Source organism: Streptomyces novaecaesareae (assembly GCF_000716875.1).
GTDB lineage: Bacteria > Actinomycetota > Actinomycetes > Streptomycetales > Streptomycetaceae > Kitasatospora > Kitasatospora novaecaesareae.
The window spans coordinates 59,383-85,206 of the sequence record NZ_JNWQ01000022.1 but is presented as its reverse complement, the minus strand read 5'-3'; the positions used below and the strand labels follow the sequence as shown (position 1 = coordinate 85,206).

The window sequence follows — 25,824 nt, the reverse complement described above, 5'->3', positions numbered from 1 at the left end:
CTTCCAGCGGACCCTCCGGGCTTCGTTCTTTCGTGTTCCCAGCTTATCAGATGTTTTCCGCTCCGTTTCCGGGGCTTCGTTCATCCAACTCGCCGGTGTATTCCGGGGTTTGACGCCCCGTCCGACGTTTCAAACTCTAGCCGATCCCCGCTCCGAAAAGCGAATCCAGCCGCAACCCGATAAAACGAACATGCCGCACACGCACCGAGCCGCGACACGTAAAACGCGAACGCGACCCAGCCCGTGACTGGGAAGTGGTGTTTCAAGGGATTGGCCGCCCCGGGACCGTCCGCGCCGATGCGTGTCCGGTGCTCCCTGTCGAGCGACTAGAGAACACTACTCCCACTTCGCCCCCGAGCCAAACGCCCCTCCCGGGCCCCTCCCGGGCTCCTCCCCTGCTTCCTGCCGGTCTCTCCCGAGCTCGCCCGGGCTCTCCCCCTCAACGCGGCGTTTATCGTTTGTCTACCGACGCCAGCCAAGGTCGTTCCCACGGCGCCCCGGACACCTCGCGGGCGTCAACGTACGAGAGAGGCGACACGGGGACATGAAGGCGACGAAGACGCTGCGGCGCACGGCCGTCGGAACGGCGGCCGGTGTGCTGGCACTGGTCGGGACGATGCTGTCGGCAGGGACCGCGCAGGCCGACTACTCGGCCGGCTCACAGTTGAACGAGCCCGGGATCCTCTACCAGGGCGGCTACCTCAGCTACAACGACACCAAGCTGATCCTCCAGAGCGACGGCAACCTCGTCATCTACAAGGGCTACTCGTACCCGACGGCGGTGTGGGCCGCCCCGGGCACCTGGGGCTGCGGCCAGAAGGCGATCATGCAGGGCGACGGCAACTTCGTCGTCTACGGCAGCAACGACCGCGTCTGCTGGGCCAGCAACAGCTTCAAGTCCAGCCCCAACGAGCGGGCCTCCGTGTCGCTCTCCGACCACGGCGGAGTCGACATCGTCTTCGTCGACAACCGTGTCGAGAACATCGGCCGGTTCACGATCCGCAGCTCGGACCCGTACTAAACAACTCGTCCTGAACAACGCGTCCTGAACAACGCGAGTGAACAACTCGTCGCGCCCCGGCCCTCACCCCCGTTCGGTGAGCCACCTGACCAGGTCCGCCACCGACCACCAGGGCCGGGCCGCGAGCCGCGTCGCCGCTGTCCGCAGCAGCACGGGCAGGTAGCCGCAGAGGCCGGCCAGTTCGGCCGCCGCGTCCGGCTCCCGGCTGATCCGCTCCACGCCCACGATCCGCGCGAGCAGTTCGTGGGCGTCGTGCGGCTCCAGCGGTCCGACCGCCAGCCGGACCGCCTCGGCGGGCAGCACCCCGGGGTCGGCTCCCGTCACCACCGCCGCACAGCCCGGTGCCATGGGGAGCAGCGGGGTCGGGTCGGCCGCCCCGTCGAGCACCACCAGCACCCGCCGTCCGGCCAGCGCCGCCCGGTAGTGCCCGGTCAGCTCGCCGACCGGGGCGGTGTCGGCGGGCCGCTCGCCCAGGGCCCGCAGGAAGGCCGCCAGGACGGCACCCGGTTCACCGCCGCTCGTGTAGAGCTGGCCGTCCGGAAAGGCGTCCTGGACAGCATGGGCGATGTGCACCGCCAGCGCGGAGGTCCCGCTGCCCGCCGGGCCCGACAGCCCCACCACCGGCGAGCCGCCCGCCGTCCGGAGGACCTGTTCGGCCTGCCGCGCCAGCCCGGCCCGGCCGACCAGGTCGGGGAGGTCCGGCGGCAGCTGGCCGGGCCTGGGCAGCCGCCGCAGGGGCACCGGCGACTGTCCCCGCCGGATCCGGTCGGCCAGCTCGACCACCGCGGCCGCCGGTTCCAGCCCCAGCTCGCGGTCCAGCCGCTCCCGCAGCTCCTCGTACACCACCAGAGCCTCCGCCGTGCGGCCGCACCGGTGCAGCGCCAGCAGGCGCAGCCGGTGCACCTCCTCGTCCTGCGGGTGCGCGGCCGCCAGGGCGGCCAGCGGCTCCACCGCGTCGGCGTGCCGGCCGAGCACCAGGTCCAGGTCGAGCAGTGCCTTCACCGCCGCGAAGCGCCCGGCCGCCAGGCGTTCCCGCGCCCGTTCGGCGAACGCCCCCGGCACGCCGTCCAGCGCGCGGCCGCCCTCCCACACCCGACCGCCCTCCCAGGCCCCCAGCGCGGCGGTGAGCAACTCCCGCGCCCGGACCGGGTCCTGGTGACGCAGCGCGACGGCGTCCGCCACCGCGGCCTCGTACCGGAACAGGTCCACCGACTCGCGCGGCACCGCCAACCGGTACCCGCCGGCCGCCGCCACCAGCAGCCCGGGGGCGCCGAGCGCCCGCCGCAACCGGTGCGCATGGGTGCCGATCTGGCCGACCGGATCCTTCGGCCAGGACGTGTCGTCCTCGCCCCACAAGCCCTCGACCAGCCGCTCCGTCGGCACCAGCTGCCCCGGAGACAGCAGCAACGCGGCCAGCACGGCCCGCTGCTGCGGCCGGCCGAGCTCTACCTCACGGTCGTCGCACCGGGCGCGCAACGGCCCCAGCACTCGGAAATCGAGCCGCACAGCTCCCCCCTCGAAACCCCCGTTCCGGTGCACAATCAGTGACAGAGCATAGGCCGCCGGGGCAAGGGGGCGCCGCTGTCCGGACGGAAGTGGCGGGATACCGGCGCAGGACGACTTTCGGGACGGGACATGGGTGACTTGGGGGGAGCCGGGCTGCGGTTCGGACTGCTGGGGCCGCTGCGGGCCTGGTACGGGGAGCAGGAGCTGGAGTTGGGCAGGCCGCAGCAGCGGGCCGTGCTCGCCGTCCTGCTGCAGGCCCCCGGACGGACGGTGGCCGTCCCGGTCCTGGTCGAGGGGGTGTGGGGCGGGGCCTCGCCCGCCGATCCGCGCAAGGCCGTCCAACTCGCCGTCTCCCGGCTGCGCAGCGCGTTCCGGCCGTACACCGGCGACGACCCGGACCGGATGCCGCTGGTGCGGGTCGGCGACGGCTACGCGTTCAGGGCGCCGCACGCCGAGGTGGACGCCACCGCTTGGGAGGAGCTGCTGGCCGAGGCCGGGCGGCTGCGGGACGCGGACGCGCCGCCCCAGGAGGTCCGGAAGGTGCTGCGCAGCGCCCAGCGGCTGTGGGTCGGCGAGCCGCTCGCCGGCCTGCCCGGGCCGCACGCCGAAGCCGTCCGGGCCCGCCTCGCCGAGCAGCGGATCTCGGCCAAGGAGACCGAGCTGGAGCTGGACGCCGAACTCGGCGACCGCACCGACCTGACGGCCGAGGCCGAGGCACTCGCCCTGGAACACCCCGGACGGCCCCGGCTCACCACCGTCCTGATGCGCGCCCTCTACCAGGCGGGCCGCAAGGCCGAGGCGCTCGCCGTGTACGAGGACGCCCGGCCGTCGCTGCCACCGGACGACCGCGGCCCGGCCGAACTCCAGCTGCGCATCCTGCGCGAGGACGCCTCGCTGCTGCCCGCCACCGCCCCCACAAACCCGGCCGACCCCGCCACCGACACCTGGCAGGCGCCCGACCAACTCCCCGCCGGCCTGCCCGACTTCACCGGCCGCACCGAAGAGGTCGAAGCCCTCCTCGACCGCCTCGCCGCGGGCGGCGGGCGCGCCGTCGTGGTCTCCGCGCTGGACGGCATGGGCGGCGTCGGCAAGACCACCCTGGCCGTGCACGTCGCCCGGCAGGTCCGCGAACGCTTCCCCGACGGGCAGCTCTTCGCCGACCTGCGCGGCGCCGACCACACCCCGCCCGACCCGGGCACCGTCCTCGTCGGGTTCCTGCTCGCCCTCGGCGTCGACCCCGCCGAGATCCCGCCCGACACCGGCGAACGCAGCGCCCTCTACCGCTCGGCGCTCGCCGGCCGGCGCGTCCTGGTCGTCCTCGACAACGCCGCCACACCCGGCCACGTCGAACCACTGCTGCCCGGCTCGGCCGGCTGCGCCGTCCTCATCACCAGCCGCCACCGGCTGGCCGGCCTCCCCGGCGCCCACCAGCTGCGCCTGGACACCCTGCCGCCCGAGCAGGCCCTGGAACTGCTCACCCGCATCGTCGGCGCCGAACGCGTCGCCGCCGAAGCCGACGCCGCCGAGGAGGTCGTACGGGCCTGCGGGCTGCTGCCGCTCGCCGTCCGCATCGCCGCCTCCCGGCTCGTCGCCGACCCCTCGCTCACCCTCGCCGCGCTCGCCGAAGGGCTGTGCCACGAGCACCGGCTGGCCGAACTCAGCGACGGCGAACGGACGGTGGAAGCCACCTTCGCCCTCTCCTACCGCCGCCTGGACCCGGAACTCGCCCGGGCCTTCCGCCTGATGTCGCTGCCCGACGCCCCCGACCTCCCGCTGCACTGCGCCGCCGCCCTGCTCGGCCGCACCGAGGACGAGGCCGACGAACTGCTCGAAACCCTCGTCGACCTCAACCTGCTGCACTCCCCCCGGTTCGGCCGCTACGGCTTCCACGACCTCGTCCGCGCCTACGCCCGCGGCCGACTCGCCGCCGAGGACGACGCCGCCGAACGCACCGCCGCCACCGACCGGCTGCTCGACTTCTGCCTCGCCACCGCCCGCAACGCCGACCTCGCCGCCCGCAAGGCCGAACCGGCCGAACTCAGCCTGCTCGGCGCCACCGTGGCCTCCCCCGGCCGGGCCATCGCCGACGGCGCGGAAGCCGTGCGCTGGATGCGCGACCAGGCCGAGGTGCACGCCGCCGCCATCGCGCTCGGCTGCGACGACCCGGCCCTGTCGCTCGACCGAGCCGCCGAACTCGCCGACCGGATGGGCGCCGTACTCCCGGAACGCACCCAGACCGGCGTCATCGCCGACCTCGCCGAACGCATCGCCCGGCAGGCCGCCGCCCGCGGCGAGCACGGGCCGCTCGCCCTCGCCCACTACCTGCGCGGCAGCATGCTCTGGCACATCAACCGCTACGCCGAGTCCGAGGAGGAGATCCGCCGGGCCGTCGCCCTGTCGGACCGGCAGGAGTCGGGCGGGCAGGGTGCGGCCGGGCAGGAGTCGGGCGGGCAGGGTGCGGCCGGGCGGAAGTCGGACGGGCAGGGTGCGGCCGGGCAGGAACGGACCGAACGCGTCCTCGCCAAGGCCCTGATCACCCTCGGCAGCAACGCCCGCACGCACGGCCGCTACGCCGAGGCCGCCGAACACGCCGGCCGCGCCGCCGCGATCTTCCACCGCCTCGGCGCCCAGCGCGCCGAGGGCAGCGCACTCGGCGAGTTCGCCTTCAGCGCCGCCCAGACCGGCCGGGTCGACGAGGCCCGGGACGCCGCCGAGCGCAGCGCCCGCCTGATGAGCGCCTCGGGGCCGGTCTCCGCCGCGATCGGCCGCTACTACCTCGCCCGGGTGCTGCGGCTGTGCGGCGACCCGGAGGCGGCACTCGACCACGCCGTCGGCGCCCGCGAGGAGTTCACCGCCCTCCAGGTCACCGTCTTCGCCGCGGCAGCCGGCGACCTCGCCGCCCGCATCCACGCCGAGGCCGGCCGCTGGCTACTCGCCGTCGACGCCGCCGAAGCCGTCCTCCCGCTCGCCCGCCGCACCAGCGCCGCCCTGGAGGCCGGCCTGCTGCGCACCCTCGGCACCGCGCTCGACGGCCTCGGCCGGCCGCGCCAGGCCCGGGCCTGCCTGGCGGACTCCCTGGAGCTGTACGAGCGGCTGGGGCTGGCGGATGAATCAGCGCAGGTCAGGGGGTTGCTGAGCCGGTAGACACCGGGTTGCCGGTCCGGTAGACAGACCGTCAACGGCCGGATCCGCTACGCGCGTTGACCAGCCGTCTACCGGATTCCTGGAACGTCTTCCTCGTCAGGCCCCGGGCCGCCGCGAACAGCGGCCCGGGGCGACACCACAGACGAGAGGCGCAACCCATGCCCACGCTCCCGCAGCACGGCCAGACCTGGACGCTCAAGTCCGCCAACGGAACGGTCGCCGACGTCCGCTCCAGCCAGACCGCCGCCGGCACCGCCATCCAGTCCTGGGGCTCCAACGGCACCACCGCCCAGGGCTGGACCTTCTGGGCCAAGGAGAACGGCAGCTTCCTCCTGGAGACCCAGCTGACCGTCGGCAAGCACGCCCCCGGCCAGGCCATGGTCATGGACTACAACTACTCCATCGGCCAGACCTGGCTGTACAACGAGCACAACCAGCCCAACCAGCACTGGTGCTTCGAGCCCGTCGACAACGACTGGGTCCGCATCCGCACCACCCGCGGCGACGAGGGCGCCCTCTTCATCACCGCCGCCGCCCCGGGCTCCCCGCTCACCCTCGCCAAGCAGGACGACGGCAACCCGGCGCAGCGCTGGCAGCTCGTCCCCGCCGGAGGCATCAGCGGCGGCGGCCAGCAGCAGCAGCAGCCCCAGCCGCAGCCCCAGCCCCAGCCGGGCGGCGGCGGTGACTTCCGCATCGAGATGCTGAACGCCGTCAACGCCGAGCGCGGCCGCGTCGGCGCCGCGGCGCTGCACCTGGACGACCGCCTCAGCGCGGCCGCCCAGCGCCACGCCAACGACATGGCCTCGCACGACCTCACCCAGCACGACGGCACCGACGGCAGCTCCCCCTGGGACCGCATCCGCGACGCCGGCTTCGTCTCGCGCGCCTCCGCCGAGAACGTCACCCCGGGCAACAGCATGGCCGAGGCCATGCAGATGTGGATGAACAGCCCGCACCACCGGGACAACATCCTCGGCACCGCCTACAACTCGATCGGCATCGGCTACGCGCCGCGCCAGCGCGGCAACTGGGGCCGCTACGTGCAGACCTTCGGCCAGGCCTGAGACCCCCACCAGCACCGTTCCAGCAACAAGGAGTCCACACCCATGTCCTCGAACGCGGCGGCCCTGATCAACGTCGCCCGAGACCAGGTCGGCTACCACGAGGGGCGCGAAGGCGGGCACTGGAACAACATCCAGAAGTTCTCCCCCGCCGTCTCCGGCCTGGAGTGGTCCCAGGGCGAGGCCTGGTGCGCCACCTTCGTCGCCTGGTGCGCCCAGGAGTCCGGCAACGCCGGCCTCTTCCCGGTGACCGCCTCCTGCGCGGAGGGCGTCGCCTGGTTCAAGGACCGCGGCCGCTTCACCGAGTACCCGGTGATCGGCGGCCAGGTCTTCTTCGGCCCGGGCGGCGGCAGCCACACCGGCATCTGCGTGGCCTACACCACCTCCACCATCACCACCGTCGAGGGCAACACCAACACCAGCGACGGCGGTAGCTCCGAGAGCGACGGCGTCTACATGAAGACCCGTGAGCGCCGCTCGGACTGGGTCCACGGCTACGGCATCCCGGAGTTCGCCGAGGGCGTCGTCCTCGCCGACCCGGAGTGGAAGGACCGACCCGGGGCGCTCTACTTCGGGCAGGAGGCCTCCTCGACCGACAGCCCGAGCGGCGGCGCGGCCGGCGGCACCGCTCCGGCGGCCGACGGCGGCGGTGAGGGGGGCGACGGGGGCGACGGCTACGAGCCCTTCCCCGGCGCCGAGTTCTTCCACGACGGCCAGAACAGCGAGGTCATCACCCGGATGGGCGAGCGCCTCGTCGCCGAAGGCTGCTCCGCCTACGCCGAGGGCCCCGGCCCCGAGTGGTCCGACGCCGACCGCGAGTCCTTCCGCAACTGGCAGCACAAGCTCGGCGACTCCGGCTCGGACGCCGACGGCATCCCCGGCCCCAAGCAGTGGGCCGCGCTCCAGGTGCCGCGCGGCTGACGCCGGAACCGCCGTCCCGCGCCGCCGATGCCGGGACCGTCCTCCCGCGCCGCCGATGCCGGGACCGTCCTCCCGCGCCGCTGACGCCGGGACGGTACTCCGGCGCCGCTGACGCCGGGAACGTCCACCACACCAGAGGGAGAAAACCACGATGAGATCCACCACCCGTACCCGCACGTTCCTCGCCACGCTCGGCGCCGTCGCGGCCGTCGCGGGGGCGGCCGTCGTCGGCACGCCGGCCGCACAGGCGGCGCAGGCCGGCGCCTGCGACCTGGGGCCCGCCCTGCACACGCCCGGGAAGGTCTACAACGGCGCCGCCGGCGTCCTCGACCTGCCGAACAACGACGAGACCAACGGCCGGCGGATCGGCGTCTACGCGGCCAACGACCAGTCCACCGCCCAGACCTGGTCGTTCTGGGCCTACTGCGACGGCACCACGGCCATCTCGCACGGCGGCGACGGCAAACTCGTCGACCTCGACACCCGCTCGGGCGCCGTCCAGCTCTGGGACACCCCCGGAGGCTGGGACGGCCTCAACCGCCCGGCCGGGGACTGGATGCCGGCCAACCAGAAGTGGCGGCTGACCGACGAGGACCGCGGCTGGTACCTGATCCGCAACGCGGCCACCGGGCAGTGCCTCACCTCCGCCGGCGTCGCCCAGTACACCTCGATGACCGGCTGCAACCCGGCTGACCCGGCCCAGCGCTGGATGGCCTGACCAGCCCCCCAACGGGCCCGGTCCGCTCGTCGGCGCCGACGAGCGGACCGGGCCTATCCTCGACCGGGTGCCCCTCATCAGCCTGCACGACCGCGCCGCGCTCGCCGCCCGGTTCCGCACCGACCCGGCGCTGCACCTCTTCGAACTCGGCGACCTGGACGACACCCTCTGGCCCAACACCGCCTGGTACACCGCCTCCGCCGAGCACGGGCCGGTCGCCCTGCTCTACAGCGGCGGCGACACCCCCGTCCTACTCGCCTTCGCCCGGCCCGCCGACGTCCCGCCGCTGGAGGCCCTGCTGGGCCGCCTCCGGCCGTTCCTGCCGCGCCGCTTCACCGCCGGGCTGCCGGACGGCGCCGAACGGGCCCTCGCGCCGGACTACGCGGTCGAGCGCCGCACCCCGCTGCTCCGGATGCTCCTCACGGCCGCACTGCCTGCCGAAGACCCTGCCGAAATCCATTACGCAGCACAGCCGTTGACGACCGCCGACCTCGCCGACCTGCGAGCCCTGCTGGCCGAGGCCTACCCGGAGGCCTGGTTCGACCCGCGGATGCTGTCCGGCAGCGGCTACGTCGGTGTCCGCGAGGACGGCCGGCTGCTGGCGGCCGCCGGGGTGCACGTCCACTCACCCGCCCAACGGGTCGCCGTCCTCGGCAACGTGGCCACCCACCCCGACGCCCGCGGCCGCGGCCTCGCCCGGGCCTGCGTCACCGCCCTGTGCCACCGGCTCGCCGCGACCACCGACCACCTGGGCCTCAACGTCCGCACCGACAACGCCCCGGCGATCCGCCTCTACCGGCGGCTCGGCTTCACCACCGTCGCCACCTACAACGAGCTGGTGCTGAGCGCCGCCCAGCCGTCCGGACCGGCTTAGGGCCGATGAGGGCCGATCCGCCGGACAGTCCCGGCGGCCAGGCCCGACGTCCGGCCCCGGATCACGACTCGATCTCCCTTGTCACGGACCCGCGAGGGACTCGTCACGGAGGAGTCAAGACACCGGCAAAGCGATGGCACCCGACCTCCGGGCTGCGCTATGAACATCCTTCGGAAGGACCGCCGAACGGTGGTCCGCGAATACGGGGGACGTCTCATGAAGCTCATCCGCACCAATCGCCATGCCCTGGCGCTGGCCTCGCTGGCCGCGGTCGGCGCACTCACCCTGACCGCCTGCAACGACGACGCCTCGTCGTCCGACACCGCGACGACCCCGCCGGCCGCGCCGTCCGCGACCGCCACCGGCGCCCCGTCGCCGAGCGGCGCCGCCATCACCCCGGCCGCCCCGACCTCCGCCCCGGCGGGCGGCGCGGCCTCCGGCTCGGCCGCCGCACCCGCGCCGGCCGGCCCCACCGCGGCGCCCGGCACCACGGTCAAGGTCGGCGACGCCGTGACCGTCCCGTTCACCTCGGGCAGCACCAAGGGCACCATCGCGCTCGCGGTCACCTCGATCGAGAAGGGCGACCCGGCCGACCTGACCGCGCTCAAGCTGGGCGACAAGGCCAAGGGGCTGGTGCCGTACTACATCCACTACAAGATCACCAACGCCGGCAGCACCGACCTGTCCTTCACCAGCGTCGACCACATGAAGGGCCTGCTGGCGGACGGCACCGAGGCGCAGGAGCTGATGATCATCGGCTCTTTCCCCAAGTGCAAGAGCGACTCGCTGCCCAAGGGCTTCACCAACGGCCAGTCGTCCACCTCCTGCGCGGTGGCGATGTCCCCGGAGGCGTCGACGGTCGCGGGCGCCGAGTACTGGGGCGACCCGTACACCCTCGGCAAGGGCGTCAACTGGAAGTGATCCGTACGGACCTCGGGCGGGGGCGGCGCACTGCCACCCCCGCCCGGCGTCCGGCCGCCCCTCCCGGCCGTCCCGGCGCTCCCGTCCCTCCCGGCACTCCGGGTGCTCCGGGTACTCAGTCCCGTACCGCCGGGGTGCCGTAGATCTGCAGGAAGGCGTCGACGCCGACCGCCGCAATCCGCTCGACCTCCTCGTCCGCCACCGGGACGGCGCCCCAGAAGGAGCGCTCGGCGACGCCGTGGAAGGTCAGCAGCGTGTACTGCTCGGCGGCCAGCGCCGGATCCTCGACCGTCAGCAGCCCCCGGCCCGCGAGCACCTCGAAGTGCGCCGCGAGGTCGCGCAGCGAGGCGACCGGTCCGGCCTCCAGCCAGGCCTCCAGGACGTCCGCCGGGATGTTGGCCACCTCGGCGCGGATCGCCCGGCCGAGCGCGCCGTGCTCCCCGGCGGACAGCACCGCGCGGGCCCGGTCGACGGCGAAGCCGGCCAGGTCCCGGCGCAGGTCCACCACCCGGTCGAGGTGCTTCGCCATCAACGCCCGGATGGTCTCGGTCAGTTCCGCCGAGTTCTGCAGGGCCACCGACAGGAAGAGGGTCTCCTTGTCGGCGAAGTGGTTGTAGACCGTGCGCTTGGACACCCCGGCCTCGGCCGCGATCGCGTCCATGCTGGCCCGTACGTAGCCCTCGCGCCCGAACACCGTCGTCGCGGCCTGCGTGATCGCCTTGCGCTTCTCCGGCCGTCCCGTTCCGCCCGTCGCCGCCACGGCCCACTCCTCATCCGTCGGCCCACCGACCGACCCTCTCAGAAACTACCCGGTGTAGTTTATCCTGGTCACGGCGGGCCGGGCCGCCGCGAACCAGGACTTGCCACCGGACGCGCGTGATCTATGCTGCCTACGATCTCTACACCCGTGTAGAGGAAAATCGGAAGTGCCGGCCCCGGATCACCGGCGGCCCGGCCACGCACGGGAACCAGCCGAACGGCCCCGGCGTCCAGAACTGGCAGCGCCACGACCGAACTTACGGACGGGCAACCGGCGCGGGCGCCACCGTGGCGCCCGGAACACGGGAACACCGGGGGTGAGTGCGTGGCGGGGCAGCGAGGACGGTCATCCGACCGTGGACGGCAGTCCGACCAGGGGCGACAGCCCGACCGTGGACGGCAGCCCCAGCAGGGACGGCAGGCCGGCCGGGAGCGGCAGCCCGCGCAGGGACGGCAACCCCAGCAGGGGCAGCCGGCCGGCCAGGCTCCACGGCGACGCGCGGCGGACAGGCCCACGGCCCGCCGCCCGAAGCGCCCGCTCTCCGGAGGGCCCGCCCTGCCGGCGGTGACCGCCGTCGGTCTGCCGGTGGTGGGCGCGGCGATCAGCGAACTCTCCGGCCCGGGCATGGGGCTGGCGTTCGCGCTGACCGCAGTGCTCGGCACCGGCCTGGCCGCCGCACTGAGCACCCGCAACGGCTGGTGGTGGGTGCTCGCGACCTCCCCGCTGGTCGTCCTGGGCGTGACGGCCGCCGCGGAGCTGCTGGCCAACCGCGACCTATACCAGGGCAAGGGGCTGGCCACCGGCGCCGCGAAATGGGTGGTGCACGGCTTTCCCGTGATGGCGGAGGCCGCACTGGCGGCCCTCCTGGTGATCGTGGTCCGGGTGGTCCGGGACCGGAGGAGGCACCGTGGCTGACAACGCCGAGCAGACCGCCGGCCCCCAGGGCACGCCGCCCGACGGCCGCGCCGCCCGACGGAACACCGGGCCCGCGGCCCGCACCCGCTCCCCGCTGCTGGTCGCGGGCCGGGTGGTGGCCTGCACGGCCGGGTTCGCGGTGTTCGCGGCGAGCGGGGTGGTCTGGTACGAGTACAAGCAGCTCACCGACGGGATGACCACCTCCAACGTCATCGCCCAGACGAAGAAGGACGCCCCCAAGCACCTCGACAACTCGGTGAACCTGCTGCTGATCGGCCTGGACAGCCGCAAGAACATGGACGGCTCGGACCTGCCGCCGCAGTTCATCCAGGACCAGCTGCACGCCGGGTACAGCTCCGACGTCGGCGGCTACAACACCAACTCCCTGATCCTGCTGCACATACCGGCGGGCGGCGGCAAGGTGCAGGCGGTGTCCGTCCCGCGCGACGACTACGTCATGACCTACAACGCCGACGGCTCCCAGATGGGCATGGGCAAGATCAAGGAGGCCTACGGCAACGCCAAGGACAAGGCCGACGCGGGCCTGCGTGCCAAGGGCCTCAAGGGCGCGGACCTGGAGAAGGCCGGTCGCGACATCGGCCGCGCGGCCACCATCCGCACCGTGCAGAAGTTCCTGGACCAGCCCATCGACCACATCGCCGAGGTCAACCTGATGGGCTTCTACGACATCGCCAAGGCCGTCGAGCCGATCCAGGTCTGCCTCACCCACGACACCAAGGACCCGGCCATGGAGGGCCAGGGCTCCGGCGCCGACTTCAAGAAGGGCATCAACACCCTCAACGCCTCCCAGGCCCTCTCCTTCGTCCGCCAGCGCCACAACCTCGACGGCCCCGACGGCAACTCCGGCGACTTCGCCCGCACCCACCGCCAGCAGGCGTTCATCTCCGCCGTGGTGCACAACCTGAAGCAGAAGGGCATCGTCGGCGACCTCGGCAAGATGCAGGAACTGATGAGCGTCATACAGAAGGACCTCGTCATCGACAACGAGTGGAACATCCTCGACTTCGCCCAGCAGGCCCCGGCGCTGACCGGCGGCAACGTCGAGTTCAACACCCTGACCTTCGACGGCTTCGGCACCCGCAACGGCCAGGACGTCAACCTGGTGACCCCGGCGAAGATCCAGAAGGTGGTCAAGCAGCTGTTCGGCTACGCCGACGCCGCCGCCCCCTCCGCCCCGGCCGACGGCGCGGGCGACGCCCCCCCGACGGCACCCGCGGCCACAGCCACCCCGACGCCGACCCCGACGCCGACCACCGCCAAGGCCGTCACCGTCGACGTCTTCAACGCCTCCTCGGCCACCGGGGTCTCCTCCACCGCCGAGGCCAAGGTCCTGGTCGGCCTGGGCTTCAAGGAGGGGCGGACCGGCTCCGCCGCCACCAGGCCCAAGACCACCACCGTCACCTACGGCAAGGGCGCCAAGGACGCCGCCGACCAGATCGCCGCCCGCTACGGCGTCACCGCCACCGAGTCCGCCTCCGTCGCGGCGGACCACGTCGTCGTCACCCTGGGCACCACCTTCACCGGCGTCGCCACCGACAAGCCCGCCGCCCCCACCGGCCCGGCCCCCGCCGACCCGGCCGCCAACCTCCCCATGCAGGGCCCCGGCGTCGACGCCCAGTCCGACGGCGGCATCCCCTGCGTCTACTGACCCGCCCGGTGCCCCGCCGACCCCGGCGGGGCACCGCTCACGACCACTCGAAGTAGAGCGCCGGCCGCACCGCCCGCGGACCTCCCGGCGCGAACAGGAACACCAGGTTCACCGTCGGCCCGGACGGCCCCTCCAGCCGCGGACCGCGGATGCTCAACCCGAACTCCCTGGCCCTGCGCCCCGCCGCCACCCCCTCCCGGACCCCGCGGTACCAGGCCTCCAACGGCTCGACCGGCAGCTCCCAGTACGCAGCCAGCTCACCCGACAGCCGGTAGGCATCCTCCACCGTGGCAGCCGGAAAGACCGCGCTGACCAGGTCGATCGCCTCACCCTCGGCCGCGACCGACAACTCCACCCGCCCGGTGAACCAGCGACCCCCCGGCATCGCGATCGTCGCGGCGACGGCAGGCAGGCGCCAGTGGCGCCGGACGCGCTCGGGCCAGCCGACATCGCTGCGGGTATGGCTGCCGCGGAGGTTCCAGGTGACGGCCGCCGGCTGAACGGGCTGCTGGTACGACAACAGTGCCTCCGGATCAGAGCGCGGTCGGGGTGGCGGACCGGGTGGCCTGGTCCTGGAGGGTGAGCCTCAGGTTGTCGCCCCAGGCGATGTTGACCGACAGGGTCACGGGCTGCCCGCTGTTGCCGGTCTCGTACTTGAGACCGACCCCGAAGAGCGGTCCGGCCGGTGTCAGCAACGGGAAGTCGGAGTCGCCGGTCTGCCCGTCGAGGCTTACCCGGTCGCCCGCTGCCAGGCCGTCGAGGACCTTCTGACGGAACTCGGTGATCTTGTCGGACTTCAAGCCGAACTGCCGGGTGATCTCCATGGCCCTCCGGTACCCCTCCTCCAGCGAGAGGTCGGAATCCCAACAGACGAGTTCGTCGATGTTCTCGGCGTCATCGTGGGTGGCCGCGACGATGAGGCTCATCTTGTCGGCGTGGAAGCGCTGACCGCCCGGCAGGTCGATGTCCACCGGCCCCAGGTTCTCGAAGTCGTGGCCGCTGTGCGGATTGAGCTTGACCCCGAGATCGGCGCCCCGGTGCGAGTTCCGGAGGTCCCAGTGGACGGCCCGCGTCCTCCCGCCCACCAGGTAGCACCCGGCCGCCACCAGAACCAGGCAGAGCAGCACCGCCAGGATCCGGATCCGCCAAGCCCCCGTCACGGCACGATCTCGTACTCGTCGGCCCGGTCGAGCAGCGGAGTGTCGATGAGCGTCTTCGCCTGCACCGGATTCGCCAGGAGCTGCTGGTACTTGGGCAGCATGTCCTTGCGGATCCAGTCCATCCGGTCGTTCGTGTCGGTCACGTACCGGTCGTCCCACCAGGTCGACCACTCGCCGCCGTAATAGCCGTTGAAGGACTTGCCGCCCGGGATCGGCGACTCGGTCATGGCCGACAGCACCTGGGCGAACGTGTCCCCGACCGGGCCGTGGTAGTTCTCCACCTCCTTGTACGAGGTCGGCAGCACCTTGGTCTGCTCGCGTTCCAACAGGGCGGCATTGCCAGCCGCCACCCGCTTCGGGTCACCCGAGTCGATGTCCCGCCAGGCGTTCACCAGCTCGTCCTTGAAGTTCTTCGGGGCCTGCTGCTGCAACGCCTCGATGCCGGCCATGCCGTACTGCTGGTACGCGGCGTGCATGGCACCGACGTCGTCGAAGATGTCCTTCTGCATGTGCAGGAACTTGTTCTGGAACCACTGCACCTCGTCCGAGCTCAGGCCGGCCAGCAGCGACACCCCCGGGACGGGGGTGACGAGTCCGCCGACGTCCGCGCCCTTGATGACCTCGTTGAGGTCGTGGAGCCCCCCGTACACCGGTGCGCCGGCCAGCTTGGCCATTCCGGCCCACTGGAAGTCCCGGTTCTCGTCCCACAGCTTCTGGTACCAGGCGTAGACCTTCTGCACGGTCTCGTCGTTGAAGTCCAGGCCCTTCTCCGGGTCCCACTTCGACGGGTCGATCCCGGCCTTCCTCAGGGCGAGTTGCTTGTAGTACTCCGGCAAGGTCGGCACACCGGGCAGGCCCTGGACCTTCCAGGGCGCCGCGTCCAGGAACAGGTTCCGCTGGTCCGGCGTCAGGGCTCCCCACCAGGCTGCTCGGGCGGCCGGGTCGGTGGGGACGGTGTCGCCTTCGACCGTCCCGGCGAGCCTGGTGGCCTCGCCGAGGTCCTTGGCGGCGAGCTGGACCGCTCCCGCCAGGCCCGTCCGCCCCGATCCGTCGAGGAGTTTGGACTCTTCGGCCAGCTTGCCGAGTTCGGCCGCGCACTTGGCGTCCGCCTGGGTGGCGGCCTGGACGGCGGCGGCGATGTCGGCGGTGAGGGTCGCGGCGTAGGCGACCTCGGCCCGGTAGGAGTCCGCGGCCTCCTGGCGCAGCGCCGCGTTCTTGGGCAGCTGGTCGACCGGTGTCGGTGTCGCGGTGACGGTGCCGTTCGCGTCGACCGTGAGGCCGTGCCGGCTCGCCTCCGTCAGCGCGTACTGCAGCTCCTGCTGGGCGGTGGTCACCGCCAGGACGAAGCCGGACAACACCTGCTCGACCGCCTGGAGTTCCAGCGCGGCCACCTGCAGCTGCAGCTCCTGCCGGCCGAAGGAGTGCCGGGCACCGGTCGCGGCTGGGCCGGTCCAGGTCCCGAGCGGCTTCAGCACCGACTCCTCGATGTGCTGCCGTGCTTGGTCGAACGCCTTGGCGACGGCCTGCCAGTCCTTGCCGGCCTCCGTCACCGACTCCAGCTTCACGTCGCGCAGGCGCGCGAAGTCCACCACGGGAGCCCCCCTTCCCCTGTTGCGCTACCGGAGGGCCCCGGCGTTCCCGTTCTCGGTCCTGCCGTAGTCGTCGGCGGCCTTGCGGAGCGACTCCTCGTCCGCTCCGAGCGCGGTGCGGATCTTCTCCGCCCCCTGTGTCCACGCCGTCACCACGGCGGCCAGCTGTCCGGCCACCTGCCAGCCGCCGAGGGCCGTACCGGCGGTCCCCGAGGCGGTACCGGCGGTCTGGACCGGCGTGGCCAGACCGGTGGCGATGGACGAAGCGTTGGCCGCCGAGGCCCTCAACTGCTCCGGCGAGACCTCGAATCCGGCGTCCGACATCGGATCGACCCCCCAATGCTCGATGCGATGCCCCGACCCTAGCGGCGCCGGGCGGTTCGCCGCCGGACTTTCTCGAACACGGGCGCGATCGGCCGGCGGATCTCCCTGGCGGGATTCTCCGTACTATGTATAGTGTACTGCGTACGGGGTAACTGTCCGGGTGCCCCGGGTGTCGACGAGAGGACTCTCGCCTTGCAGATCACCAAGACCGCCGTCTCCCTGACCGTCGAGGACGTCACCGCCTCCGCCGCCTTCCTCCAGCGGCACTTCGGGTACACCGAGGAGATGTCGGCCGACGGCTTCGTCTCGCTCGGGCACCCGGGTGGCGGGGTCAACGTCGTCTACCTGCGGCGCGGTCTGGAGGTCCTGCCCGAGGAGCAGCGCCACCGCACCGCGGACGGCGTGATCCTGGCGTTCGTCGTCGAGGACATCGCCGCCGAGGAGCGGCGGCTGAGCGGCGAGGGGGTCGTCATCACCCTGCCGCTGCGCGAGGAGCCCTGGGGCGAGAAGCTGTTCCAGGTCGCCGACCCGAACGGGGTCGTGATCGAACTGGTCGAGTGGGTCGAGCAGTAGCCGCGAACGACGGGCGCCCCTCGTCCCGGCCGGGACGAGGGGCGCCGACGCATGCCGACCCGACGGTCAGTCCACCGTCCAGGTGTCGTTGCCGGCGAGCAGGGTGGCCAGGTCGCCCGGGCCGCGGTGGGCGGCGGCGGTGGCCAGCTGGCTCGCCATCAGCTCGTCGTAGACGGGCCGTTCGACGCTGCGCAGCACGCCGATCGGCGTGTGGTGCAGGGTGTCCGCGTCGGCGATCCGGGTGAGCGCGAAGGCGGTGGCCGGGCCGGCCGCGTGCGCGTCGTGGACCAGGAGGTCCGCCTCGTTCTCCGCGGTGACCGGCGCGGTGAACAACTCGCCGTCCGGGCCCCGGAAGACGCCGCCGGAGCCGTCCGCGCCGAAGCGGATCGGCTGCCCGTGCTCCAGCCGGATCAGTGCCTCGTCGCGGGTGCCGGGCTCCTTCAGCACCTCGAAGGCGCCGTCGTTGAAGATGTTGCAGTTCTGGTAGATCTCCACCAGTGCCGTGCCCTGGTGCTCGGCCGCCGCCCGCAGCACCGACTGCAGGTGCTGGCGGTCGGAGTCGATGGTGCGCGCGACGAAGGTGGCCTCGGCGCCGATCGCCAGCGAGAGCGGGTTGAACGGCGCGTCCAGCGAGCCCATCGGCGTGGACTTGGTGATCTTGCCGAGTTCACTGGTCGGTGAGTACTGGCCCTTGGTGAGGCCGTAGATACGGTTGTTAAAAAGCAAGATCTTCAGATTGACGTTCCGCCGCAGGGCGTGGATCAGATGGTTGCCGCCGATCGACAGCGCATCGCCGTCACCGGTCACCACCCACACGCTGAGGTCCTGCCGCGAACTCGCCAGCCCGGTCGCGATCGCCGGCGCCCGCCCGTGGATCGAGTGCACCCCGTAGGTGTTCATGTAGTACGGGAAGCGCGAGGAGCAGCCGATGCCCGAGACGAACACCGTGTTCTCACGCCGGATGCCCAGCTCCGGCATGAAGGACTGCACCGCGGCCAGGATCGCGTAGTCCCCGCAGCCGGGGCACCAGCGCACCTCCTGGTCGGTCTTGAAGTCCCGTGCGCTCTGCGGCGCTTCGGCCTTGGGCACCAGCCGCAGGGACGGGAAGGCGTGCTCGTTCACCGGTGGTCCTCCTCGTCCAGGGTGCCGATCGCGGCCCACAGCACGTCCGCCAACTGCGCCGCCTTGAACGGCAGTCCGCGCACCTGGTTGTAGGACTCGGCGTCCACCAGGTACTTCGCCCGGAGCAGCAGGGCGAGCTGCCCCAGGTTCATCTCGGGCACGATGACCTTCTCGTAACTCCTCAGCACCGCCCCGAGGTTGGCCGGGAAGGGGTTGAGGTTGCGCAGGTGCGCCTGGGCGACCTCGCCGCCGTCCGCGCGCACCCGGCGCACCGCCGCGGTGATCGGCCCGTACGTCGAGCCCCAGCCGAGGACCAGCACCCGGGCGTCCCCGGTCGGGTCGTCCACCTCGACCGGCTTCACGGTGATGCCGTCGACCTTGGCCTGCCGGGTGCGGACCATGAAGTCGTGGTTGGCCGGGTCGTAGGAGATGTTCCCGGTGCCGTCCTGCTTCTCGATGCCGCCGATCCGGTGCTCCAGGCCGGGCGTGCCGGGCAGCGCCCAGGGCCTGGCCAGCGTCCGCGGATCCCGCAGGTAGGGCCAGAAGGCGCCGTCCTCGCGGTTCGGGCCGGTCGCGAACTGCGGGTCGATCTCGGGCAGTTCGTCGACCTCGGGGATCCGCCAGGGCTCCGAGCCGTTGGCCAGGTACCCGTCGGAGAGCAGGAAGACGGGGGTGCGGTAGGTGACCGCGATCCGGGCCGCCTCCAAGGCCGCGTCGAAGCACTCCGCGGGCGTGGCCGGGGCGACGATCGGCACCGGCGCCTCGCCGTTGCGGCCGAACATCGCCTGCAGCAGGTCCGCCTGCTCGGTCTTGGTCGGCAGGCCGGTGGAGGGGCCGCCGCGCTGGATGTCCACGACCAGCAGCGGCAGTTCGAGCGAGACCGCCAGGCCGATCGTCTCGCTCTTGAGCGCGACGCCGGGCCCGGAGGTGGTGGTCACGCCGAGCGCCCCGCCGAAGGCCGCGCCGAGCGCCGCGCCGATGCCGGCGATCTCGTCCTCGGCCTGGAAGGTGCGCACGCCGAAGTTCTTGTGCTTGCTCAGCTCGTGCAGGATGTCCGAGGCCGGGGTGATCGGGTACGAGCCCAGGTACAGCGGCAGCCCGGAGCGCCGCGCGGCGGCGATCAACCCGTAGGACAGGGCGAGGTTGCCGGAGATGTTGCGGTAGCGGCCGGCCGGGAGCTTGGCCGGCGGCACCTCGTAGGAGACGGCGAAGGACTCGGTGGTCTCGCCGAAGTTCCAGCCCGCCCGGAACGCCAGGATGTTCGCCTCGGCGATCTGCGGCTTCTTCGCGAACTTGCTGCGCAGGAACGACTCCGTCCCGTGCGTGGGCCGGTGGTACATCCAGGACAGCAGGCCCAGGGCGAACATGTTCTTCGCCCGCTCCGCGTCCTTGCGCGCCAGGCCGCTGTCCTTGAGCGCCTCCAGGGTCAGCGCGGTCAGCGGCACCTTGTGCAGGTGGAAGGCGTCCAGTGAGCCGTCGCCCAGCGGGTCCGCCGGGTAGCCGACCTTGGCCAGCGCGCGCTTGGTGAACTCGTCGGTGTTGACGATGATCTCGGCGCCACGCGGCAGGTCGGGCAGGTTCGCCTTCAGTGCGGCCGGGTTCATCGCGACCAGCACGTTCGGGGCGTCGCCCGGGGTCAGGATGTCGTGGTCGGCGAAGTGCAGCTGGAAGGACGAGACGCCCGGCAGGGTGCCGGCGGGGGCACGGATCTCGGCCGGGAAGTTCGGCAGCGTGGACAGGTCGTTGCCGAAGGACGCCGTCTCCGAGGTGAACCGGTCACCCGTGAGCTGCATGCCGTCACCGGAGTCCCCGGCGAAACGGATGATCACCCGGTCCAGTCTGCGGATCGGCTTGGCACGCCCGGGTGGTGCGCCGCCCGGGGCGGTCGGGCCGGCGGGTGTGGTCGGGCCGGGGCGCGGCTCGCCGCTCCCGGTCCGGGCCTCGTCGCCGTCCGGGCCGTCCGAGCCGTCCACTGCCTCTGACTGATCGACCTGACTGGTCACTGCCGCGGACCTCCTCGAGGGCACACCACCGCGGGCGCGGCCCCGTGCCCCGTCCGCCTGGTGCACCTCCCGCATCCTATGCGCGCGGAGTCGGCCTGGGACGGAACTCCCGCATGCGGCGGGAAATCACCGGCCCGCGTCCGTACCGCACATGAGGGAGAACGTCCGGCCGCCGGAGATCATTCCGGGCTAGGAGCCGGCTAGGAGTTGAGATAGGTCAGCACGGCCAGCACCCGCCGGTGGTCCTCCGGGCTCTGGGCCAGGCCCAACTTGAGGAAGATGTTGCTGACGTGCTTCTCCACCGCGCCGTCGGAGACCACCAGCTGCTTGGCCACCGCGGCGTTGGTGCGCCCCTCGGCCATCAGCCCGAGCACCTCGCGCTCGCGCGGCGTGAGATTGGCCAGAACATCACCCTTGCGGCTGCGGCTGAGCAACTGCTGCACCACCTCCGGGTCCAGCGCGGTGCCGCCGTCGGCGACCCGGACGACCGCGTCGGCGAACTCGCGCACCTCGGCAACCCGGTCCTTGAGCAGATAGCCGACGCCCCGGGTGGATCCGGCCAACAGCTCGGAGGCGTAACGTTCCTCCACGAACTGCGACAGCACCAGCACGTTCAGTTGCGGGTAGCGGCCGCGCAACTCGACGCAGGCGCGCAGGCCCTCGTCGGTGTGGGTCGGCGGCATCCGCACGTCGGAGACCACGACGTCGGGCAGCGCGTCGGCCGCGGCCAGGTCGTGGATGGTCTTCACCAGGGCCTCGCCGTCCCCCACGCCCGCGACGACCTCCAGACCGCGGTCGGTGAGCAGCCGGGTCAGTCCCTCCCGCAGCAGTACGGAGTCCTCGGCGATGACGACGCGACGCATGGCGACCTTCCGGCTGGGGTGAGCTGACGGGTGCCAGTCTCCCCCATCACGGAAGCGGGTTTTCCCTTTCCCCGAAGGAACGGACGTCCCGGGCGAACGCCCGCCGCGGCACCGCGCGGCGGGCGGCCCCGCCGTCACACGGTGCGGATGGCCACCGCGTCGCAGAGCCCCTCCAGGGCGGCCTTCGCCGGGCAGTCCGGCAGCGGGGCGAGCAGCGCCCGGGCCTCCTCGGCCCGGCGCAGGGTCTCCGCGCGGGCGCGCTCCAGCGCGGGGTGGGCACGCATCAGGCGCAGCGCCTCGGCGTGCAGCGCGTCGTCCGAGAGGTCCTGGGCGAGCAGTTCGCGCAGTCGGGCGTCGTCCGGGTCCGCCGGGTCGGCCGGCATCTGCTGCAGCAGCAGGGTCGGCAGGGTCGGCACGCCCTCGCGCAGGTCGGTGCCGGGAGTCTTGCCGGACTCGTGGCCGTCGCTGGAGATGTCGAGCACGTCGTCGGCCAGCTGGAAGGCGATGCCGATCCGCTCGCCGAACTCGCCGAGGGTGTCCACCAGCTCGGGCCCGGCGCCGGCCATCAGCGCTCCTATCCGGCAGGCCACGGCGATCAGCGAGCCGGTCTTGCCCTCCAGGACGTCCAGGTAGTGCAGCAGCGGGTCCATCTCCGGGCCGGGGCCGCGGGTCTCCAGGATCTGGCCGGTGACCAGCCGCTCGAAGGCCTCGGCCTGCATCCGCACGGCCTCCGGGCCGAGGTCGGCCAGCACCTGGGAGGCGCGGGAGAACAGGAAGTCGCCGGTGAGGATGGCGACCGAGTTGTCCCAGCGGGAGTTGGCGCTCGGGGTGCCGCGGCGCACCGGGGCCTCGTCCATGACGTCGTCGTGGTACAGCGTGGCCAGGTGGGTCAGCTCGACGACCACTGCGGCCGGCACCACGCCGGGCGCCCCCGGGTCGCCGAACTGGGCGGCCAGCAGCAGGAGGAGCGGACGGAAGCGCTTGCCGCCGGCTTCGAGGAGGTGACTGGCGGTGACGGTGATGAACGGGACGTCGCTCTTGACGGCCTCGCCGAGCGCCGCCTCCACCGCTTCAAGTCCGGCCTGGACGTCCCGGGTCAGGTCGCGGTCCTGCACGCTGAGCCCGAAGGGTTCCACGACGGTCACGAAGACCACTCCTCTGTCCCTGGTCGATCTAGCGGCCTGGTCCCTGAGTGCCGCCGCTGGCCATACAGGCAGGGTATCCGGTCGCGAGTGGATCACTGCACGGGCGTGCGGATCCTGTCGTGATCGGGCCGTACGCCCTGGTCAGGGCGGCTGTACGGGCCGTGCGGCGGTGGGGGTCGATCCGGCCGGAAATAAAGGCGGGGGAGCCTTCCGAACTCCCCCGCCACTTCCCCCGCCCCGGATCCCGCGGAAAGGTCAGCGCACGAACAGTGAGGCCTTGGAGGCCAGGTCGAGGAAGTACTGCGGCAGCAGACCGAGACCCAGCGTGACCACCACCCCCACCCCGATCGCGGTCGCCGTGAAGGCGCTCGGGATCGCCACGGTCGGCCCGCCCGGCTGCGGGTCCGAGAAGAACATCAGCACGATGACCCGGATGTAGAAGAACGCGGCCACCGCCGAGCTGAGCACACCGACGATCACCAGCGGTGTCGCCCCGCCGCTCGCCGCCGCCTGGAAGACCGCGAACTTCCCGGTGAACCCGGAGGTCAGCGGGATCCCGGCGAAGGCCAGCAGGAACAGCGCGAACACCGCCGCCACCAGCGGCGAGCGCCGCCCGAGCCCGGCCCAGCTGGACAGGTGGGTCGCCTCGCCCTTGGAGTCGCGCACCAGGGTGACCACGGCGAACGCACCGAGCGTCACGAAGGAGTACGCCAGCAGGTAGAACAACACCGAGGAGATGCCCTGCTTGTTGACGGCGATCACGCCGGTCAGGATGAACCCGGCGTGCGCGATCGAGGAGTACGCCAGCAGCCGCTTCACGTCCTGCTGCGTCACCGCCAGCACCGCGCCCACCACCATGGTGAGGATCGCCACCCCCCACATCACCGGCCGCCAGTCCAGCCGCAGGCCGGGGAAGGCCACGTAGAACAGCCGCAGGAAGGCGCCGAAGGCCGCGACCTTGGTGGCCGCCGCCATGAAGCCGGTCACCGGGGTCGGCGCGCCCTGGTAGACGTCCGGGGTCCAGGAGTGGAAGGGCACCGCGGCGACCTTGAACAGCAGGCCGACCGCCAGCATCGCCAGGCCGGTCAGCACCAGCACGTCGCTCTGGGTGCTGCTCAGCTGCGCGGGGGTGGTCATCGCCTTGCCGGAGATGACGTCCCCGATGTCGCCGAGCTTCACGCTGCCCGCGTAGCCGTACAGCAGCGCGGTGCCGAACAGGAAGAACGCCGAGGCGAAGGCACCGAGCAGGAAGTACTTGACCGCCGCCTCCTGGGAGAGCAGCCGGCGGCGCCGGGCCAGCGCGCACAGCAGGTACAGCGGCAGCGAGAAGACCTCCAGCGCCACGAACATCGTCAACAGGTCGTTGGCGGCGGGGAACAGCAGCATGCCGCCGACCGCGAACATGGTGAGCGGGAAGACCTCGCTGGTGGCGAAGCCGGCCCGGAGCGCGGCCCGCTCCTGCTCGCCGCCGGGGGTGGCGGCGGCCTGGGCGGCGAAGGCGTCCGCGGGCAGGCCGCCGGCCTTGGGCTCCAGCTTCCGCTCCGCGTAGGTGAGCACCGCGACCACGGCGGCCAGCAGGATCACGCCCTGCAGGAACAGCGCCGGGCCGTCCAGCGCGACCGACTCCATGGCCAGCAGGTCGATCCTGGTGAAGCCGTGGCTCTGCACGGCCAGCACCACCACGGCCACGAAGGCGCCGACCAGCCCGGCCAGGGCGAGCGTCACCTGCGTCCAGTGCCGGAACCGGCGGGGCACGAAGGCCTCCACCAGGATGCCGGCCACGGCGGCGCCGAACACCACCAGCATCGGGGAGAGTTGGCCGTACTCGATGTGCGGCGCCGGGATGCTGGGGGTGTTGCCGCCGGCGGCGGCGAGCACTGCGATGGCACTCACTTCTGCTCACCTCCTGAGGTGGCGGCGACCGGGTGGGCCGGCGCCGGGTCGGTCTCGTGGACCTGCGACAGCGTCGCGTTCACCGAGGGGTTGACCAGGTCGGTGAGCGGCTTGGGGTAGACGCCGAGCAGGACGGTCAGCGCCACCAGCGGGGCGACCACGGCGAGTTCGCGGGCCTTGAGGTCGGGCATCGTGCGCACCCCGTCCTTCACCGGGCCGGTCATGGTGCGCTGGTACAGCAGCAGGGCGTACAGCGCGGCCAGCACGATGCCGAAGGTCGCGACGATCCCGATCGCCGGGTAGCGGGTGAAGGTGCCCACCAGCACCAGGAACTCGCTGACGAACGGGGCCAGGCCGGGCAGCGACAGGGTCGCCAGGCTGCCGATCAGGAAGGTCCCGGCGAGCACCGGGGCGACCTTCTGCACGCCGCCGTAGTCGGCGATCAGCCGCGAGCCGCGGCGGGAGATCAGGAAGCCGGCCACCAGCATCCACGCGGCGGTGGAGAGGCCGTGGTTGACCATGTAGAGGGTCGCGCCGCTCTGCCCCTGGCTGGTCAGGGCGAAGATGCCCATGATGATGAAGCCGAAGTGCGAGATCGAGGCGTAGGCGACCAGCCGCTTGATGTCCTTCTGGCCGACCGCCAGCAGCGCGCCGTAGACGATCCCGACCAGCGCGAGGACCAGGATCGCCGGGGCGAAGGTCTTCGAGGCGTGCGGGAACAGCCCGAGGCAGAAGCGCAGCATCGCGAAGGTGCCGACCTTGTCCACCACGGCGGTGATCAGCACCGCCGTACCGGCGGTGGCCTCGCCCATCGCGTTCGGCAGCCAGGTGTGCAGCGGCCACAGCGGGGCCTTCACCGCGAAGGCGAAGAAGAAGCCCAGGAACAGCGCCTTCTCGGCGGTGCCGGACAGCTGCAGCTTCCCGTCGGCGACGGCCGAGGCCAGGGTCGGCAGGTCGAAGGTGCCGAAGCCCTGGTCCTGCGCGACCACGTACAGGCCGATCACGGCGGCCAGCATCACCAGGCCGCCGAGCAGGTTGTAGAGCAGGAACTTCACGGCCGCGTAGGAGCGCTGACGCGCCGACTCGGGGCCGCCCGCCCGGTCCCCGAAGCCGCCGATGAGGAAGTACATCGGGATCAGCATCGCTTCGAAGAACACGTAGAACAGGAAGACGTCGGTGGCGTAGAAGGAGACGATCACCATCGCCTCCACCGCCAGGATCAGGGCGAAGAAGGCCTGGGTGCGCCTGCGGTTCTCGAAGGTCCCGTCGGGGCCCGCCGGCCCCGGGTCGGCGTCGTGCCAGGAGGCCAGCATCACCATCGGCACCAGGACGGCGGTGAGCAGGGCGAGGACGGCGCCGATGCCGTCCACGCCGAGCGAGAAGGTGATCCCGAAGGAGCGGATCCAGCTGTACGACTCGGTCAGCTGGTAGCGGTCGCCGTGCGGCTCGAACCGCGCCGCCACCACGGCGGCCAGCACCAGGGTGACGGCCGAGACGCCCAGGGCGACGGCCTTGGTGGCCCGGCGCCGGGACTCGGACGACCCGGCGGGCAGGGCGGCGGTCAGCACCGCGCCGGCCGCCGGGACGGCACAGGTGGCACTCAGCAACGCACTCATGCCGCTCCTCCCCTGCGGGTTGTGGA

General features: G+C 72.4%; 22 protein-coding genes. 10 read left to right on the top strand and 12 right to left on the bottom strand.

The window, feature by feature from the left end:
* The first annotated feature begins 544 nt into the window (after positions 1–544).
* Entirely contained in the window at positions 545–1,021 is a 477-nt protein-coding gene (locus OP86_RS33495; protein WP_051829954.1) for a hypothetical protein, read from the top strand.
* Positions 1,022–1,084: 63 nt separating this feature from the next.
* Here OP86_RS33495 and OP86_RS35775 read toward each other — a convergent pair whose 3' ends face one another.
* Positions 1,085–2,527: an AfsR/SARP family transcriptional regulator gene (locus OP86_RS35775; protein ID WP_158707024.1), complete on the bottom strand. Its 1,443-nt coding sequence runs from the start codon at positions 2,525–2,527 to the stop codon at positions 1,085–1,087.
* 129 nt (positions 2,528–2,656) lie between these two features.
* Between OP86_RS35775 and OP86_RS11255 the strand changes: the two genes are divergently transcribed.
* The 6 genes from OP86_RS11255 to OP86_RS36530 all read left to right on the top strand — a co-directional run bounded on the left by OP86_RS11255 (position 2,657) and on the right by OP86_RS36530 (position 10,166).
* Positions 2,657–5,671, top strand: coding sequence for an AfsR/SARP family transcriptional regulator (locus OP86_RS11255; RefSeq protein WP_030258094.1), 3,015 nt, complete (start codon positions 2,657–2,659; stop codon positions 5,669–5,671).
* 158 nt (positions 5,672–5,829) lie between these two features.
* Complete coding sequence (locus tag OP86_RS33490) at positions 5,830–6,735, top strand: CAP domain-containing protein (RefSeq protein WP_051829952.1); 906 nt, start codon at positions 5,830–5,832, stop codon at positions 6,733–6,735.
* A gap of 42 nt (positions 6,736–6,777) precedes the next feature.
* The gene (locus OP86_RS11245) at positions 6,778–7,653 is read left to right on the top strand and encodes a peptidoglycan-binding protein (RefSeq protein ID WP_030060131.1); all 876 of its coding nucleotides are present in this window, start codon (positions 6,778–6,780) and stop codon (positions 7,651–7,653) included.
* Positions 7,654–7,804: 151 nt separating this feature from the next.
* Complete coding sequence (locus tag OP86_RS11240) at positions 7,805–8,371, top strand: RICIN domain-containing protein (protein WP_030060130.1); 567 nt, start codon at positions 7,805–7,807, stop codon at positions 8,369–8,371.
* 67 nt (positions 8,372–8,438) lie between these two features.
* Positions 8,439–9,245 carry a GNAT family N-acetyltransferase gene (locus OP86_RS11235; protein ID WP_030258104.1) on the top strand — a complete coding sequence of 269 codons (807 nt, stop codon included), beginning with the start codon at positions 8,439–8,441 and terminating at the stop codon, positions 9,243–9,245.
* Positions 9,246–9,461: 216 nt separating this feature from the next.
* Positions 9,462–10,166, top strand: coding sequence for a hypothetical protein (locus OP86_RS36530; protein ID WP_033331587.1), 705 nt, complete (start codon positions 9,462–9,464; stop codon positions 10,164–10,166).
* A 115-nt stretch (positions 10,167–10,281) separates the two neighbouring features.
* Here the strand turns inward: OP86_RS36530 and OP86_RS38735 are convergent, their stop codons facing one another.
* Positions 10,282–10,926 carry a TetR/AcrR family transcriptional regulator gene (locus OP86_RS38735; protein ID WP_030060127.1) on the bottom strand — a complete coding sequence of 215 codons (645 nt, stop codon included), beginning with the start codon at positions 10,924–10,926 and terminating at the stop codon, positions 10,282–10,284.
* A 564-nt stretch (positions 10,927–11,490) separates the two neighbouring features.
* On the opposite strand from OP86_RS38735, the gene OP86_RS11220 reads away from it, so the two are divergent.
* Both OP86_RS11220 and OP86_RS11215 read left to right on the top strand, forming a co-directional pair.
* Positions 11,491–11,841 carry a DUF6542 domain-containing protein gene (locus OP86_RS11220; RefSeq protein ID WP_051829951.1) on the top strand — a complete coding sequence of 117 codons (351 nt, stop codon included), beginning with the start codon at positions 11,491–11,493 and terminating at the stop codon, positions 11,839–11,841.
* Positions 11,834–13,510: an LCP family protein gene (locus OP86_RS11215; protein WP_051829950.1), complete on the top strand. Its 1,677-nt coding sequence runs from the start codon at positions 11,834–11,836 to the stop codon at positions 13,508–13,510. The genes OP86_RS11220 and OP86_RS11215 overlap by 8 nt, the downstream gene beginning before the upstream one ends.
* Before the next feature lie 37 nt (positions 13,511–13,547).
* Here the strand turns inward: OP86_RS11215 and OP86_RS11210 are convergent, their stop codons facing one another.
* From OP86_RS11210 to OP86_RS11195, 4 genes are read right to left on the bottom strand one after another with little or no spacing between them, the layout of a single operon-like run.
* Positions 13,548–14,030 (bottom strand): hypothetical protein, encoded by a 483-nt coding sequence (locus OP86_RS11210; protein ID WP_030258112.1) that lies wholly within the window; start codon positions 14,028–14,030, stop codon positions 13,548–13,550.
* 13 nt (positions 14,031–14,043) lie between these two features.
* Positions 14,044–14,670 (bottom strand): hypothetical protein, encoded by a 627-nt coding sequence (locus OP86_RS11205; protein WP_030060123.1) that lies wholly within the window; start codon positions 14,668–14,670, stop codon positions 14,044–14,046.
* Entirely contained in the window at positions 14,667–16,262 is a 1,596-nt protein-coding gene (locus OP86_RS11200) for a DUF2515 family protein (RefSeq protein ID WP_030060122.1), read from the bottom strand. The genes OP86_RS11205 and OP86_RS11200 overlap by 4 nt, the downstream gene beginning before the upstream one ends.
* A 24-nt stretch (positions 16,263–16,286) precedes the next feature.
* A complete protein-coding gene (locus OP86_RS11195; protein WP_030060121.1) occupies positions 16,287–16,583 on the bottom strand; it encodes a type VII secretion target in 297 nt (98 codons plus the stop codon).
* A gap of 192 nt (positions 16,584–16,775) precedes the next feature.
* Here OP86_RS11195 and OP86_RS11190 point away from each other — a divergent pair, with 192 nt between their 5' ends.
* Entirely contained in the window at positions 16,776–17,156 is a 381-nt protein-coding gene (locus OP86_RS11190; protein ID WP_030060120.1) for a VOC family protein, read from the top strand.
* Positions 17,157–17,222: 66 nt separating this feature from the next.
* Here OP86_RS11190 and OP86_RS11185 read toward each other — a convergent pair whose 3' ends face one another.
* From OP86_RS11185 to OP86_RS11160, 6 genes are all read right to left on the bottom strand, one after another.
* On the bottom strand, positions 17,223–18,278 hold the full coding sequence (locus tag OP86_RS11185; protein WP_030060119.1) for a 2-oxoacid:ferredoxin oxidoreductase subunit beta: 1,056 nt from the start codon (positions 18,276–18,278) through the stop codon (positions 17,223–17,225).
* A complete protein-coding gene (locus tag OP86_RS11180; protein ID WP_418952611.1) occupies positions 18,275–20,281 on the bottom strand; it encodes a 2-oxoacid:acceptor oxidoreductase subunit alpha in 2,007 nt (668 codons plus the stop codon). The genes OP86_RS11185 and OP86_RS11180 overlap by 4 nt, the downstream gene beginning before the upstream one ends.
* A 200-nt stretch (positions 20,282–20,481) precedes the next feature.
* On the bottom strand, positions 20,482–21,144 hold the full coding sequence (locus tag OP86_RS11175) for a response regulator transcription factor (protein WP_030060117.1): 663 nt from the start codon (positions 21,142–21,144) through the stop codon (positions 20,482–20,484).
* Between the two features lie 134 nt (positions 21,145–21,278).
* Positions 21,279–22,289 carry a polyprenyl synthetase family protein gene (locus OP86_RS11170; protein WP_030060116.1) on the bottom strand — a complete coding sequence of 337 codons (1,011 nt, stop codon included), beginning with the start codon at positions 22,287–22,289 and terminating at the stop codon, positions 21,279–21,281.
* 255 nt (positions 22,290–22,544) lie between these two features.
* Entirely contained in the window at positions 22,545–24,182 is a 1,638-nt protein-coding gene (gene nuoN, locus OP86_RS11165; protein ID WP_051829948.1) for an NADH-quinone oxidoreductase subunit NuoN, read from the bottom strand.
* Complete coding sequence (locus OP86_RS11160; protein ID WP_030258120.1) at positions 24,179–25,798, bottom strand: NADH-quinone oxidoreductase subunit M; 1,620 nt, start codon at positions 25,796–25,798, stop codon at positions 24,179–24,181. Before OP86_RS11160 ends, nuoN begins: the two co-directional genes overlap by 4 nt.
* Positions 25,799–25,824: the final 26 nt, after the last annotated feature.